Here is a 14,934-nt window from a genome sequence, read left to right on the forward strand (position 1 = left end):
AAGTGCAATAATCCGCTTCCTAACAAAGAAAACATAGTCCATAGTCTAACATAAAAGAAACACCCATTCTATAGCTATCCCTCTTTTCCAATTTCTTCTGAAAAATCAACCTTTATTGACTTATAATAGTTAATAAGGTAAAATATTAAATGTACAAAATTATTAACTTTGTTTTTGTTTGTGTCAGGAGGAAAATAACATGGAATCAACGATACAACTAGAAAGAGAACAACAAAGAAAAAAGAAACATCCTCCAGGTTTATACTTACTCTTCTTTACAGAAATGTGGGAAAGATTTAGTTACTATGGATTACGAGGATTATTAACATTATATTTAACGACAGCTTTAGTAAGCGGTGGTCTTGGGTTTAGTCCCGCATGGGCACTCTCTATTTACGGATTTTATACTGGAGCCTGTTATTTCACACCAATGATTGGTGGATACTTAACAGACCGTTTTCTAGGTAGAAGAAAAGCGATCACAATTGGTGGTATAACAATGGCAATCGGTAACCTTACACTATTTGCCTTGCAAAACCAATTAGGCCTATACCTCGGATTAGCGCTTATTATTATCGGTAACGGATTCTTCAAACCGAACATCTCTACACTGGTTGGAGAATTATACGAAGAGAACGATCCAAAACGTGATAGTGCATTTACCATTTTCTATATGGGTATTAACGTCGGGTCATTTTTAGCTCCACTCGTTTGCGGATTTTTATCAGAAAATTTATTCAAAACAACAGTTGATGGCGTTGTACATTACGGATTCCGTTACGGTTTCTTAGCCGCTTCAATCGGAATGATTATTGGACAAATTTTATTTACAACATTATCAAATCGCTTCCTTGGTGATATCGGTAAAAAACCAACTCGCGATTTACAAACAACAGATGGACAACCATCAGTAGGAGATACACCGTTAACAAAAAAAGAAAAACAGCGTACCGCAGTTATCGTCATTTTAACATGCTTCGTTGTCTTCTTCTGGGCTGGCTTTGAACAAGCTGGTAGCTCGTTAACATTATATACAAACAAATTTGTAGACCGCTCTGTGTTCGGATGGGAAGTTCCAACATCTTGGTTCCAATCGGTCAATCCATTATTTATTATTTTACTTGCTCCAGTCATTTCTGCATTATGGGCAAAACTTGCAACTCGCAAGCGCGGTGATTTAAAAATCCCAACTAAAATGGGACTTGGTATGATCTTGCTTGGTATCGGTTATATCATTCTCGTTATCGCTACATTAAAAACAGGTAGTGATGAACATAACATTACAGAAAAAGCAAACTTACTATTTATCGTCTTTACGTATCTTTTCCATACGTTAGGTGAGCTATTCTTATCACCTGTCGGACTATCGATGGTCAGTGCGCTTGCTCCGGTAAAATTAGCATCTTTACTAATGGGTGTATGGCTAGCAAGTTCAGGTATCGCCAACATTTTAGGCGGACAACTTGCAAGCTTCACAACCTCACTTGGATACGCTGAAGTATTCACTGTTATTGGCGCTGTGGCAATTGTATTAGGTTGTGTTTTATTATTAATTTCTAAGAAATTAGTGAAATGGATGGATTAAAAAAGATGAGGAATTTCTCCTCATCTTTTTTATGCCGTTTTACCTTTTTCTATTGCTTGTTCGTACAGCTCTTTATGTTCTTTATATTCACTTGGTACGAAACTCTTATAGAAGAATGAGAACCAGCTGTCTCCCTTTTTATACCCTTCTTCTCGAATTTCCGCTGCTTTTTTATTCGATTTAAATCCTTCAGTAAACCATTTCTTTAACAATTCATTTCTTTCATACTTAGCAGGAACTTTTAAATCATAGTTTTCAAATGCATACTTATAGCCAGCCTTTTCTACTGCCTTTTTTGTAGACTTATAGCCTTTTTCATACGCTGTTTCATATGCCTTCACGTATACTTCTTTCTCTCTATTTCCAGGATTCTTTTCAGCTAGTTCTTTCCCTGTCTTTTCCCCTAACTCAGCTTGCTCTTTTTCAATTTTTTCTGTTCTTTCTTTATTCCCTACTTTGAATCCGTCTGCAAAGTTTACCTTAAACTCTGGAGCAACTTGACTATCGTCCATCGTCTCTTGTGCTAAACCTTGTTCTTTTCCTTTTTCAAAATGCGTTTTCTTCTGCTCTTCTAAAGACCATGCGGCTGCATAATTCGCTTTAAACGCTTGTTTATATGCATCAGATTTTCCAGCTACGTGCACTTCTGCATCATTTTTTCCTGCTTTAAAATCAGTTTCTCCATTCTTTTGACCTTCAAGTTGACCTTTTTCCATATCAGCTTGGTGCTGCGCTTCCTCTTGCTTACGTGCCTCTTCAGCTTTTCTTTGTTCTTCGGCTACACGTTGTCTCTCTTCTTCAGCTTTACGCTGTGCTTCTGCATTACGTTGTTTTTCAGCCTCAGCGTTGCGCTGTGCTTCTGCAGCACGTTTTTTTTCAGCCTCAGTATTGCGCTGTGCTTCTCCTTGTCTCTCAGCTTCTACAGCACTATTATTATTCTGGCTAGGAGCTGGGCTCGTTGCACCACTACTAGAAGCTGGTTTATTGTGATAATGATATTCCCCGTACTGTAATCCCCATTTCTCACAATTTGTACGACACGTATGTCCGCCATTAGCATCTGTACGCCCTGGATGCGCATAAGCTGAAATTGGAGCTACCAATAACGCTATACTCGTTGTTAAAAGAAGCTTCTTCACCTGTTGTCTCACTCTTGTTCCTCCCAAAATATAGAATTATAACTTTATTATACATAAATAGAAGAATATTTAAATACAAACCAAAATATTCTATTATTTCTCAACATTAGTAAAAAAGAAGGTGAACTCTTTAAAGAGTTCACCTTCTTTTTTACTTCTTCGCCTTCGTTCCTACTAAATCACCAGCAACAACATAACGCTTAGAATTATCCTTTACAGATACACATGTAATAAGCGTTATCTCATCTTTCCCATGATCCTCTACAACTTCCCACTTATCAGGAGTTACTTCAGATACACCAGTAACCGCATACTCATATTCATTTTCATTGTCATACAAATAAATTTTATCGCCTTTTTTCAAAGAAGCTATATCACTAAATAAAACACCTTTTTTAGACATATTATGTCCTGCTAATGCGTAATTTCCTTTTCCCATAACTTGATTTTCTTTTACTGTCGCTGCACCTGATAATAAGTTTTTTTCAGTAGAAGCTTTTAAAACAGGCAGTTCTACTGAAACACTTGGAATCGAAATACGACCAATTACTTGTTTCTTATCTAATGATGCATTCGCTACTTCCGCCAAGTCTGGTTGATTAATTTTGGAAGCATCTACAAATTCCGTCTCATGCTTTTCATAATCCATCTTTTGAACAGCCTGCACATTTTCAGTCTGTTTCTTTTCAGCCTGATATCCATCATAAAATGGCTTTCCAATTAATACGCCACCTACAACAAATAGCAGAATTGCTACTATACTATAAATTCTTTGCTTATTCATACACAGTTCCTTTCCCTTACAAAATCTTACTCTATATAAAATGATAAAATAATATCGCTATATGTACAAGTATTAGCTGAAAAGAAACCTTCTTGCCGGTGCAAGAAGGTTTCTTTTTAAGCTAATTTATTTCTGTATAGTGATACGTGAAAGATCGTCATCTGAATAAAGAAGATACTAAATGCAATATATATCGGATATGCAGGAACATATAGAATAACAATTGGAGAAAGAGTTAAAAAACCAACTGCACAAGGCAACACATACCATAATGACATAAATGTAGTACGACAAGCCTTTTCTGTAATTGCCTTTTCACGCTCATCTTCTTGAGGAAATAATAGTGGAAACATCCAATACGAGAGCTCTTTATATTTTTTCTTTTGAATTTTATAAATAACAGTCGATACAATACCAAATGTTAAAAGTAACCCGAACGGTATTAAACTTATTGAAACTTCGAATGGTACTCTCTTCGTTTGAATAAAATTAGCGACTTCAATAGTAAAATAATATAACTCAATAAAAGCCCAACCTGCTAATACCATTAAAAGTACATTTAGCATATAGGAAAATACGAGTCTATTCATCCTCTTCCCCCTCCTTATTTAAAACAAACACGTCTTCCATCTTTAACTGGAACACATCACAAATCGTAAGTGCTAATAACAATGAAGGAACGTAATCCCCTTTTTCAATTGCAGCAATTGTTTGTCTCGTTACTCCAACCTTTTCTGCTAATACACTTTGCGTAAAATTAAAACGAGCTCTTAATTCTTTTACTCTGTTTAAAATGGTCAAATTTACCACCTCTCACCATTATTGTATGCTACCCTTAACAAAATGTAAACTCAACTTAACATTAATATTATAAAAAAATCCAACTCTACGTATTGTAAAGTTGGATTACTTGTTAGTTTAAAATTGTAACTTTAACTGTTCTTCTGCCCCAGCTACTTGATGAACCTTTATCTGGCATTAAAACATCAATTCTATGCCCTTTAATAGCCCCACCAGTATCGGCTGCAATTGCTACTCCATAACCTTCAACATTTACAGTCTTACCTAATGGAATAACATTTGGATCTACAGCAATTAATTTCATTCCTGGGTTTGCAGTTAGATTATAACCTTTACCACCTGGTCCCCATGCAGAAAATACTTGTTGACCTGGCGCATAACCATTTTCCCCTGGATCAGCTGTATAAGCTGTAGCTTCTACATAAATTTCTTTCCCACCAGCAGTTGGCTTATAAGGTGGTTCAGGTTGTGCAGGTTCTACCTTCGAATTATTATTAACAACTGGTTCAGCTGGTTTACTAGCTTTTTCTTGCTTTTGCTTTTCAGCAATTTCCGCTTGTGCTTTCGCTAAAGCTTCTTGCTCAGCCTTTGCAGCCGCTTCTGCTTTTGCACGCTCTTCCGCTGCGATTCTTGCTGCTTCTTGCTCACGAGCAATCGTTTCTTGTACTGCCTTCATATTTGACTCAATTTTAGCTTTCTCTTCCGCAGCTAAATTAAGTTGACTTGCAACCTGATTATATTTAGCTTGAACTACTTGTAAGTTATCTTGACGTTTTTTCAAGTTATCTTGCAGTTCAGCTTGTGCTTTTGCTAATTTTTGTTTGTCTACTACTAAAGATGCTTCTTTTTCGTCAATTGTTTTCTTATCTTCTTCAATTTGACGAAGATCTTGTTCTTGTAGACGTAAAATTTCTTTATCAGCTTCTAGAATAGTAGAAACTGCATTCATACGTTGTAAGAAGTCTGCAAAGTTTTTTGACTCTACCACAACTTCTACTACTAAACTTGTATTTGAACTGTTTTGAACAGAAACCATACGTTTTCTCATAATATCTTTACGAGCAAGGACTTTATCCTCTAAAACGACAATTTCTTGCTTTTTTTGCTCAATCTGCTTATGTGTTTCATCGATTTTACGTTGAATAGCAGCTTGATCCTCTTTATTTTTTGCAATTGTATTATTTAAATTATGTAGTTCGTTTTCGATACCTTTAATTTCTTTACTAACAGCTTGCTTCTCTTGCTCTTTCTTTTGCATTTCTGCATCGTTTTGTTGCAATTGCTGTTGCATGTTGTTAAGTTTCTCGTCGTTTGACTCTGCTTTTACAGCGACTGTACTAGAAAGAACGATAATTCCTGCTAATACTAGACTACTGATTCGCTTAAAATAGTTCATAATCCGACTCCCTTCTTATACAGTTATACATGATTTATTTTACAGTTTGTTTACAAAACGATTAAATACAGTTTATTTTTCGTGACGAAAAAACGAGAATTATGAATAAAATGTAATAGATTCTTAAATATTTAACAATTCCTATATTTAAAAAATACAAAAGATGCTAAAATCCAAATATAGAGAAAATATAACTTTTGAAGGCGGTTGAAATAAATATATGTTTACTCAAAAGAAATCACTCCAACATACAATTGCTCAATTAGAAGAGCGTATACAAGAATTAGAAGCAGAATTGAAACAAAAAGATATTGAAAAACAAGAGACTATTTCTACTATCCACGATCGTGTACAAAGCGTTGTACAAGAGCATCAACTTGTAAATAACCAACACAATACACTCCAAAATTTAGTTCAACAATTAAGTTCATGTTTCGAAAATGTTTCAACACGTACGACACATTCCAATGAGTTAAATAATGAAATGTTGCAAAAGGAACAAAGCTTAATTCAGTCTATTTCAGAAATTATTGACTGCTCTAATGAAGGAAAAGAATCCGTTCACCGCTTACTTATTGTAATTAATAAATTAGGTGAACAATCTCAACGCACGTCTAATAGTATGAATCATCTAAGCGAACGCTCAAAAGAAATCGAGCAAATTGTAGAAGTCATTCAAAACATTGCAGCACAAACAAATTTACTTGCTTTAAATGCGAGTATTGAAGCCGCACGTGCTGGAGAGCACGGTAAAGGATTCGCTGTCGTTGCCAATGAAGTAAGAAAACTAGCGGAAAGTACAGCAGAAAGCACAAAAAACATCGGCAACTTAACGAAAAAAATTCAAGAAGAAATTGAAAAAGCATACGATAATACAAAAGATAATTTACATTTAGTCGATGAAGGTGTAGAAATGAGCGCCGATACAAACGCTAGAATTGAAAATATTTTAGTTATGATTCAAACGTTACAAAATGGCGCTACAAATGTTATTAAGGCTATTGAAAACCAAAAGTCTTGTAATGATGACATATTACGAGAATTCGCTAACACACAACAAATGTTCCAAAAATTAAATACTACTATTATGAATCATATTCATGATGCTGAAAAAGTCGATGTTCAATTGTCTAAAAGTCTTCAAGAAACAGTAACTTCTTAATTAAAAATAAAAATCCCTTATACTGCTATAAGGGATTTTTATTTTATTTCGAATATTTATTTCTTTTCAATATTCATCCATATCTTTGTTATAATGGAAAAGTTGTTTCTTTCAACTAATAAACAAGGAGGTTATTATGGAACAATTTTACTACGTTTTAAAATATTTAATTCTCGGTCTGTTCCAAGGACTAACAGAACCAATTCCGATTTCTTCAAGTGGTCACCTCGTTTTAGCACAACATTTGCTAGGACTAAAAATAGAAGGATTTAGCTTCGAACTACTTGTTAATTCAGCTTCATTATTAGCTGTATTACTTATTTATAGAAATGATTTAATTCGTCTAACGAAGAATGGTCTCTCTTATATATTTACAAGAGCAGAAGACGCAAAATCAGATTTCTTCTTTATTATTTATCTTGTTATTGCAACCATTCCAGCAGGTGTTATTGGTGTTTTATTTAAAGATTACATCGATCAGTACTTAAAAGGTGTGAAGATGGTTGGGATTTCTCTTCTTATTACTGCTGTCGGCCTTTGGATTATTAGAAATTTACGCGGTCGTAAAAATGATGGCGACCTTTCTATGAAAGATGCAATCATCGTCGGATTAGCACAAGCTTGCGCACTGATTCCCGGAATAAGCCGATCTGGTGCCACAATCGTAGCAGCAATGTTACTTGGGATGAAGCAAGAAACAGCTCTTCGCTTCTCATTCTTACTATACATTCCTGTTAGCTTAGGTGGCTTATTGTTAAGCATTACAGACATTGCAAATGATCCAAATCTAGACACATTATTCGTACCATATGTCGTTGCATTCATCGCAACATTTATCATGACGTATATTTCACTAAAATGGTTTATGAACATTATGGCAAAAGGAAATTTAAAATATTTCTCTTTCTATTGTATTATCGTAGGTGTACTTACTCTTATTTTCTTATAAAATGAAACTTACAAATTGAAAGCGAGTCATTCTATTACACTAGATGACTCGCTTTTTTATACCTTTATTAAGTTAAAATCTATCATTTACTTTGAATTTTCTGAATAGTATGATATCATTTAAGTTCACTATTATAGTAATTCTATCTTTCCTACTATTATCGTAAAAGAGGTGTTTATATGTTTATAGTTACTAAACTCATTCACATGAAGTACGAATATAAAAATGAGCTACTTTATGGGCTTAAACAATATTATCCTTCCCCCGGAACGAACGGTTGTATTAACATAGAGTTTTCACCTGTTCATCATACAAATGATAAGGCAGAATATATGATTCGTATGTTATGGAAAACACAACAAGATTACCATACATGGCTTTCTCAAAGAGAAAACAATGAAACTTTGAAGCAAAAAATACAAGGCTATATCCTTTCTTCCAAATCAAATGCTACCTATGTGCATTAACCCTTCTTTTTTTATTCCTTACGAGGGGGAAAATGATAAAGTGAAACTTTAATCAGCCCTCGTCAATCGGGCTGTTCACAAATAACAAGATAAGGACCCTCTTACTTTTCATACTGTAAGAGGGCTTCTCTTATGCATACACTTTCTTTTCTTGACAATACAAACGAATAACATGTTTATTTTGTTGAAATACATCATGCGTCAGACGAATAATAATAAAGTTTCTTTTTGTTTGATCATCATGAACAAAAATCTGTTCTCCCTCCTGAAAACGCCATGCACTTTCAAAAGTCGTAATATGATCCCCACTTACAGAAAAAAGTTCATATCGCATCTCTTGTACCCTCTCTCAACTTACATAATCATAATATCCTTATATTAAATTTATTATAACTTAATTCCTATAAAATTAGTAATTATTTCTATTTCGAAAGATTTTAACTTTGTATTTAAATATTTTTAGCGCTATAATGATAAACGAATTTTTATTGAAAGGAGTTTCACTTTGACTGCATATTTATTTCCAGTAAAAACAGCATTTATTTTATTTCCCTTTTTAGCAATGTTTCTTTTAATCCCTTTTCTAATATTTAATTATCGAAAATACGGTTATTTAAATAAATGGCGCTCATTTATTTTATACTCATTATTACTTTACTTATTAAATGCCTATTTTCTTGTTATTTTGCCGTTGCCACAAACGTTTGATACTTGTAGCCTACAATCGGCTAATACACAACACATGCAACTCTCACCATTTTATTTCATACAAGAGATTAGTAGTCATACATCGGCAGTTTTAACGAAACCGGCTACTTATTTCTACTTATTAAAAGAGTCTGCTTTTTTACAAGTTGCATTTAATGTCCTATTAACTGTTCCATTCGGTATTTACTTACGTTATTATTTCCGACGTAGTTTCTTACAAACAATTTGCATTTCCTTTTTCTTTTCACTATTTTTCGAGCTAACACAAGTGACTGGATTATACGGTATATACAATTGTGCATACCGATTATTCGATATCGATGATTTGTTTTTAAATACATTAGGTGGCGTAATTGGTTTTATCATTGCACCAATATTTACGTACTTCCTTCCGAAGACAAACGAGTTAGATAGTCATATTGATTTAGAAACGAAACCAGTCGGATTTATTCGTCGCCTTATCGCGATGCAAATTGATTGGATCTTCTTATCTATCGTTGTACCTGTCGTTAAAAACAAAGGAAATTCTTTCTTCGTTTCTAATATGCAATCTTACACCAATATGTATGAACTCATTTTCATTACGTGTTCAATCCTTATTTATTTTATTGTTTTTCCATACTTTACGAATGGAAAAACAATTGGGAAAGCATTGCTTCGCATTCATTTGAAAGGAAAATCAGATCGTATTACATTAAAAGAACTATTTATTCGCTACGGTATATTTTATTTTGCGTTAGGCGGAATCAATTATATTCTTTCTAGTAGCTCTATGTTAAATCATACAGAACCTTTAGTATTACTCGTTACATTGTTATTCCTATTTATCATTAACGGCCTATTCATTATTCATGTTTTACTGCATGTATTTAGCCGTGATAAACTACTATTTTATGAACATATTAGTCATACAAGAAATGCAATTACACTAAAAAAAGCTGACAAATAATTATTTGTCAGCTTTTTCATATACATAATGTGAAACTTTAATCAGCCCTTCCCAAACGGGCGGTTATCTCCCAGCGAATTTTGAGACGTGAGTGTTACTGCCCGACAAATAGCGGGATAAAGTGAAACTTTAATCAGTGGGGGTTTTCTTCATCCCCCACTGATTATTAGTTGAACCAATCGGGCTTTTACGGGCAGCCCGACCCCCACCTAACTTCTTTGCTTCCACTGAATTTTGAGGTGGGGGTCTTACTGCCCGGCAAATAGCGGGATAAATAACTTTTCTGCATAAGGATTAAAAAACATTCCAAGTTCATCTAGAGACTTCCTCGCCTGTAAAAACGAATGAAACTCTGGATATATATCTTGTAATTGCTCATACGATAATGTATGCATTTTCCCCCAATGCGGACGCCCTTCATACTTCAGAAAAATTTTTTCCACTTCGCCAAAGTAAGCAGCATATTTCATACCTTTATACATATGAACAGCGATATACGCTGAATCTCTTCCATAGGCTGGACTAAGCCAGATATCATCACCTTTCACATAGCGGCATTCGATCGGGAAGTGCACCTTATACTTTTTCTTTTCAATAAGATTTGAGATTTCTTCTACAACCGTCCTCATATACTTTGAAGGAATGCTATACTCCATTTCATAAAATGGTACCGTACGTGATGTAGCAAATACTTCATAGCTCGGGCCAATTATTTTTGTGTTTGGTACAGCCTTAGCTGATAATCGACTCACTCCTTTACTTATAGACGGAAACCATTTACACCCTTTAGATATCAAAGAGAACATCCTATTTTCAAGTAACTCCACCTTTAGTTTATGCCATTTCAAATCACTGCCTTGATTCGTTGTTTCGTTCGTAAGTTTTACTTGTACTTCATCAGAATAAGGAAAAACGAAAAATTCAAAGTGACGATGCTTCTTATATTCTTCTAGTTTGTTCATTACAGTAGATAATGACTGTTTTTCACTTTCATAAACGAGTGAATACGCTGGAATAACCTTCAATTTTATCTTTACAATGATACCTAACATTCCAAGTGACAACTGAAACGCTCTCCAATATTCCACATTCACAGTTTCCGAACAAACTATACTCTCACCTGTAGATAAAACTGCGGTAATCTCTATAACTTGTGTTGATAAACTCCCAAAGGTAACACCCGTCCCATGAGTTCCCGTACTAATCGCTCCTGCAATAGATTGTGAATCAATATCCCCTAAATTTTCTTGCGCATAACCTTTTTCCTCAAGTAACTTTCCTAAATCATATAACTTTGTTCCTGCCCACACTTCAGCGACCATCTTCTCTTCATCAATATTCACAATGCCCTTCAATTCATCTAAAGAAACTAAAACTTCTTCGGTTTGCACAAGGGGTGTAAACGAGTGTCCTGAACCAACAACACGAATTTTCCGCCCCTTTTTTCGTGCAAGCCCCACTACTTCTACTACATCTTGTATACTTTCTGGATACATCGTATAATGCGGCGTTCCTTCTACATTCCCTGTCCAATTCCTCCACTTTTGCCCCTTTATAGAAAACATTGGCCATCCCCCCGATATGTTGAATACTCCCCAACAATCTCTCCTTTTTTAACACGATACAAAAAAGGAAAGCGCTCACATAATTCACCAGCCTTACTATGACGAAACAAAATGGACTCTCCTATATCCACTCGTTCCTCGCCGCTATAAAAAATTGGCGTTTGTACCTCGCCAGCACCTTCTAAAGCTAATAGTTTTGCACCCTTCGGTCTCCAAACTTCAGGCTCTTTATCTTTTCCAACTGCTCCTGAAGCAATATATCCACCACCTAGGCAAGTGTAAATAAACGGGACTGGTTTACGCACAACTGGTAAGGCAAATCCGACCGCTGGATGAAATTTCACCTCTTTATAATAATCAAACAGCTTCGGAGAATAAAAAGCAGAACCTATTGTAATCTCTGAAACTGAATTATCTTTCTCTGTTGTTTTTATGCTTCCTGTTCCCCCTCCATTTACAAACCTTAGCTCAATACCAAGGTTTTGTATTGCTTTTACAATATGTTCTCTTCTTTCTTTAACTTCTAACACTGATTTCTTCTTTAAATACGAAATCACTTTACTTTTCAGCCATTGATTCGGTATATGATCGCCCACCCCAGCAATTTGAGCTTCATAACCCATCACACCATCTAACATTAAATATGATGACCTTCTCACCTTTTCTACTACTTTCAACGCATCCTGCACATTTTTTACTGGGGATCTTTGTACACCAAAATGAAATTTTAAAAAACGACTACTCATATCAATATCCAAACAAACACGAAAACATCCTTTAGATTTCTCAGCAATTTTTTCTAAATACACAATATGCTCTTCACAATCCACCATACAAGTTATAATGAAACCTTTCTTTGTTAGCAAACTAATTTCATACAAAGCTCTTTCATCATAAGCAGGATATCCGAGCAATAAATCATTAAATCCTTGTTCTATTAAAAATAAAATCTCTCTAGGTGAAAAGCACATAATACCTTGAAATCGATCATTTGCAGCTAAAATCTTTTGCATAATCGGAACAGAACGTAACGATTTACTCGCTATACGAATCTTCTTATTTCCACTTAACTCTATAATCGATTGAATATTTCTATCTAAAGCCACTTCATCCAAAAATGCACACGGTAATGGAACTTCTTTAAAAATTCCTCGATCCACATTTTTCTCTCCTCTTCTCAATATGTCTTATACATATTGGAAAGAAAGTATGATTTTCCTGTTTGCAAATAAAAAAAGTTTCTTCTTTACGAAGAAACTTTTTGAAACTACTTCATAGAAATAGTCGCCTCTACTGGATAATGATCAGAGTAATCATTATACGTATATTTTTGGAACCACGATGTAACAGTCCATTGTGGAGATTTCGGCTGTAACACCTTATTCTCTATATACGATGGGTTCGCATGGTCTTTGCTTGCAATAATATAATCTAAATATTCGGCAGGACTATCAGGGAAATTATATTTTGCAATACTGTTTGTCGTTGCATCCCAAGTCGCTGTATGTCCAGTATAAGATGGTACAGAAGCGTTCAATGTTTTAAACATAGATGCATACTCTGAATCATTATTGTTCTCTGCATTTATCTTATTTACGTTCATATCACCACCAATTAACACATACTCATTATTTGGTATATTTTTATTTTTAATAAAATCTTGAATTTCTTTTAATTGGTCTGTACGTACAGATGCAGGTGAAGTTTTTCCGCACATACTATCTTCCGCTTGCAAATGCGTACCAATTACATGAACAAAGCGATCATTTTTCTTAATTTTCGTGTATACAAATCCTTTATTCGATAAATTATCTGGCCCGCATCCTTTTGCAAATACATATTGAATCTTTTCAGCGATTGGCCATTTGCTCACAATGGCAACGCCACCATCTTCAGGAGTTGAAGATGAATAGTTTCCTAACGTTTTATCCCATTCACTTCCACTACTACGACCTAATACTGCTGTTTGATTTGGATATTCTTTCTTTAAATTCCCTAATAAACGATCTGAAGCGCTATTATCAAACACTTCATTTAATATAACTACATCTTGATTCTTTATATAATCTGCCGCCCCGATTAAATCAGCACGCTCAGTTTGTCCCCAGTTCGGATATAAGTTTGTTGATAGCATATATACATTATGCGTCATCACTTTTAATGTATCATTTTGATTTGTAGATGCTTCTGCTTGAGCTGCCGTTCCGCTATATAAAGCTCCTAAACCAACACCTAAGCTAAGTACACCTTTTAGCAATTTACCTTTCACGTTTCATACCTCCATGTATTGTATAGTGATAAAAAGGCCAAATACTCTATTCTGAGATTTGACCTTTTTTAAATACTTAACGATTTCCGTACGTATCAAACCAAAGCTGAATATATCCAGCAGTAACACGTTGTGCATCCATTAAACGCTTACCTGTCATTGGTGTAACTTCAGCGCGCCATTTATCTGCATATTCTTGTGATACAGCAGCTCTCACGAACCAATCTTTCGTATTATCATTTACAATGCCAGCGTAATCTTGTTTCGCAACTACTGCCGCTCCATGAATCCAATCTTCTGGATTCGTACCTTTCCAGTTCCAATATCCATTTCCATCCGTTACTTTATAATTATCTTTTATCGTATCTACAAAGTTTTCATATTTAGAATGGAATCCCTGTGGATACGAAAGATTCGTAAAGTTTGCCGCATGCATTGGTTGGTTTACATCACCTAAATAATGAAGAGATAATCCTAAATAGAAGAATGCTTGTTTCATATCTTTATTTTTGTAAGACTCACCAGCTAATTTAAAATATTTAGCTCCAGTTTCCTTTGCCTGCTTTGCATACGGAATATAAGTTTTCCCATTGTCAGGGTCATAGAAATGTGAAGCAAATGTGCTATTATCATAATAAGGATTTTCATAGTCAGCAGCATAAATACCGTTCTCTAACTCAGTACGCCATTCATTTAATAGTGCAACTCGATCTTGTTTTACAAGTGTTGTATTACGAGACATAATATCAATTGCACGATTTACAATCCATAAATGAGAATTCACGCCTTCTTTATGTTTATCTTCAGCAGACCAGCGCGGAATAACTCCAAATCTCTGTCCCCCATCATTTTCATGAGCAAATGCAACACTTTGTAATGGAGCAACTAATGTAATAGCCGCTGCTAAAGCAAGTACTTTCTTTTTCATATAAAATCCTCCATTTTATAATTGAATTATTGTAAACATTTTGTTAGGATCCTATGATGTCGTCCGGTTAACCTATGACTAGAATATCCCACCTTTCACGAAATTTCTATCAATAAATTAAAATATGCAAATGTTCATATCATTATAACTTTATACACAGTGAATATAATGAATGAATACACTTTCATTTTAATAAACTATTATTAAGGCTTGTCTAAACTAATGTAAAAAA

15 protein-coding genes are annotated in these 14,934 nt (G+C 34.6%); 5 read left to right on the plus strand and 10 right to left on the minus strand.

Features of this window, described 5'->3' with window-relative positions; all coding sequences use genetic code 11:
• Positions 1–199 precede the first annotated feature (199 nt).
• Positions 200–1,585, plus strand: a complete 1,386-nt coding sequence (locus tag C4S65_RS14055; RefSeq protein WP_000446272.1) for a peptide MFS transporter — start codon at positions 200–202, stop codon at positions 1,583–1,585.
• A gap of 29 nt (positions 1,586–1,614) precedes the next feature.
• Here C4S65_RS14055 and C4S65_RS14060 read toward each other — a convergent pair whose 3' ends face one another.
• The 5 genes from C4S65_RS14060 to C4S65_RS14080 form a co-directional block, all read right to left on the minus strand.
• Positions 1,615–2,736 carry a YHYH domain-containing protein gene (locus C4S65_RS14060; protein ID WP_001249821.1) on the minus strand — a complete coding sequence of 374 codons (1,122 nt, stop codon included), beginning with the start codon at positions 2,734–2,736 and terminating at the stop codon, positions 1,615–1,617.
• A gap of 139 nt (positions 2,737–2,875) precedes the next feature.
• Positions 2,876–3,508 carry a class A sortase gene (locus C4S65_RS14065; RefSeq protein ID WP_001041724.1) on the minus strand — a complete coding sequence of 211 codons (633 nt, stop codon included), beginning with the start codon at positions 3,506–3,508 and terminating at the stop codon, positions 2,876–2,878.
• 116 nt (positions 3,509–3,624) lie between these two features.
• Positions 3,625–4,098 (minus strand): hypothetical protein, encoded by a 474-nt coding sequence (locus tag C4S65_RS14070; protein WP_001081106.1) that lies wholly within the window; start codon positions 4,096–4,098, stop codon positions 3,625–3,627.
• Entirely contained in the window at positions 4,091–4,309 is a 219-nt protein-coding gene (locus C4S65_RS14075; RefSeq protein WP_000154019.1) for a helix-turn-helix transcriptional regulator, read from the minus strand. The genes C4S65_RS14070 and C4S65_RS14075 overlap by 8 nt, the downstream gene beginning before the upstream one ends.
• Before the next feature lie 112 nt (positions 4,310–4,421).
• Positions 4,422–5,705: a 3D domain-containing protein gene (locus tag C4S65_RS14080; protein WP_098838586.1), complete on the minus strand. Its 1,284-nt coding sequence runs from the start codon at positions 5,703–5,705 to the stop codon at positions 4,422–4,424.
• A 220-nt stretch (positions 5,706–5,925) separates the two neighbouring features.
• On the opposite strand from C4S65_RS14080, the gene C4S65_RS14085 reads away from it, so the two are divergent.
• The 3 genes from C4S65_RS14085 (at position 5,926) to C4S65_RS14095 (ending at position 8,283) form a co-directional block, all read left to right on the plus strand.
• Positions 5,926–6,867, plus strand: coding sequence for a methyl-accepting chemotaxis protein (locus C4S65_RS14085; protein ID WP_000495034.1), 942 nt, complete (start codon positions 5,926–5,928; stop codon positions 6,865–6,867).
• A gap of 136 nt (positions 6,868–7,003) precedes the next feature.
• Entirely contained in the window at positions 7,004–7,816 is an 813-nt protein-coding gene (locus tag C4S65_RS14090) for an undecaprenyl-diphosphate phosphatase (RefSeq protein WP_000434794.1), read from the plus strand.
• Positions 7,817–7,995: 179 nt separating this feature from the next.
• Positions 7,996–8,283, plus strand: a complete 288-nt coding sequence (locus tag C4S65_RS14095) for a hypothetical protein (RefSeq protein ID WP_098013707.1) — start codon at positions 7,996–7,998, stop codon at positions 8,281–8,283.
• A gap of 130 nt (positions 8,284–8,413) precedes the next feature.
• On the opposite strand, the gene C4S65_RS14100 is transcribed toward C4S65_RS14095, so the two are convergent.
• On the minus strand, positions 8,414–8,617 hold the full coding sequence (locus tag C4S65_RS14100; RefSeq protein ID WP_001268332.1) for a hypothetical protein: 204 nt from the start codon (positions 8,615–8,617) through the stop codon (positions 8,414–8,416).
• 171 nt (positions 8,618–8,788) lie between these two features.
• On the opposite strand from C4S65_RS14100, the gene C4S65_RS14105 reads away from it, so the two are divergent.
• Positions 8,789–9,940, plus strand: coding sequence for a VanZ family protein (locus C4S65_RS14105; RefSeq protein ID WP_000128029.1), 1,152 nt, complete (start codon positions 8,789–8,791; stop codon positions 9,938–9,940).
• Between the two features lie 248 nt (positions 9,941–10,188).
• Here the strand turns inward: C4S65_RS14105 and C4S65_RS14115 are convergent, their stop codons facing one another.
• From C4S65_RS14115 to cerA, 4 genes are all read right to left on the minus strand, one after another.
• Positions 10,189–11,505: a D-arabinono-1,4-lactone oxidase gene (locus C4S65_RS14115; protein ID WP_098838587.1), complete on the minus strand. Its 1,317-nt coding sequence runs from the start codon at positions 11,503–11,505 to the stop codon at positions 10,189–10,191.
• A complete protein-coding gene (locus C4S65_RS14120; RefSeq protein ID WP_000373744.1) occupies positions 11,493–12,665 on the minus strand; it encodes an amino acid deaminase/aldolase in 1,173 nt (390 codons plus the stop codon). The genes C4S65_RS14115 and C4S65_RS14120 overlap by 13 nt, the downstream gene beginning before the upstream one ends.
• A 107-nt stretch (positions 12,666–12,772) precedes the next feature.
• The gene (gene sph / locus C4S65_RS14125) at positions 12,773–13,774 is read right to left on the minus strand and encodes a sphingomyelinase C (RefSeq protein WP_000676784.1); all 1,002 of its coding nucleotides are present in this window, start codon (positions 13,772–13,774) and stop codon (positions 12,773–12,775) included.
• A gap of 76 nt (positions 13,775–13,850) precedes the next feature.
• Positions 13,851–14,702: a phospholipase CerA gene (gene cerA, locus C4S65_RS14130; protein WP_000730997.1), complete on the minus strand. Its 852-nt coding sequence runs from the start codon at positions 14,700–14,702 to the stop codon at positions 13,851–13,853.
• Positions 14,703–14,934 lie beyond the last annotated feature (232 nt).

Source organism: Bacillus sp. ok061, from assembly GCF_900108285.1.
GTDB lineage: Bacteria > Bacillota > Bacilli > Bacillales > Bacillaceae_G > Bacillus_A > Bacillus_A thuringiensis_S.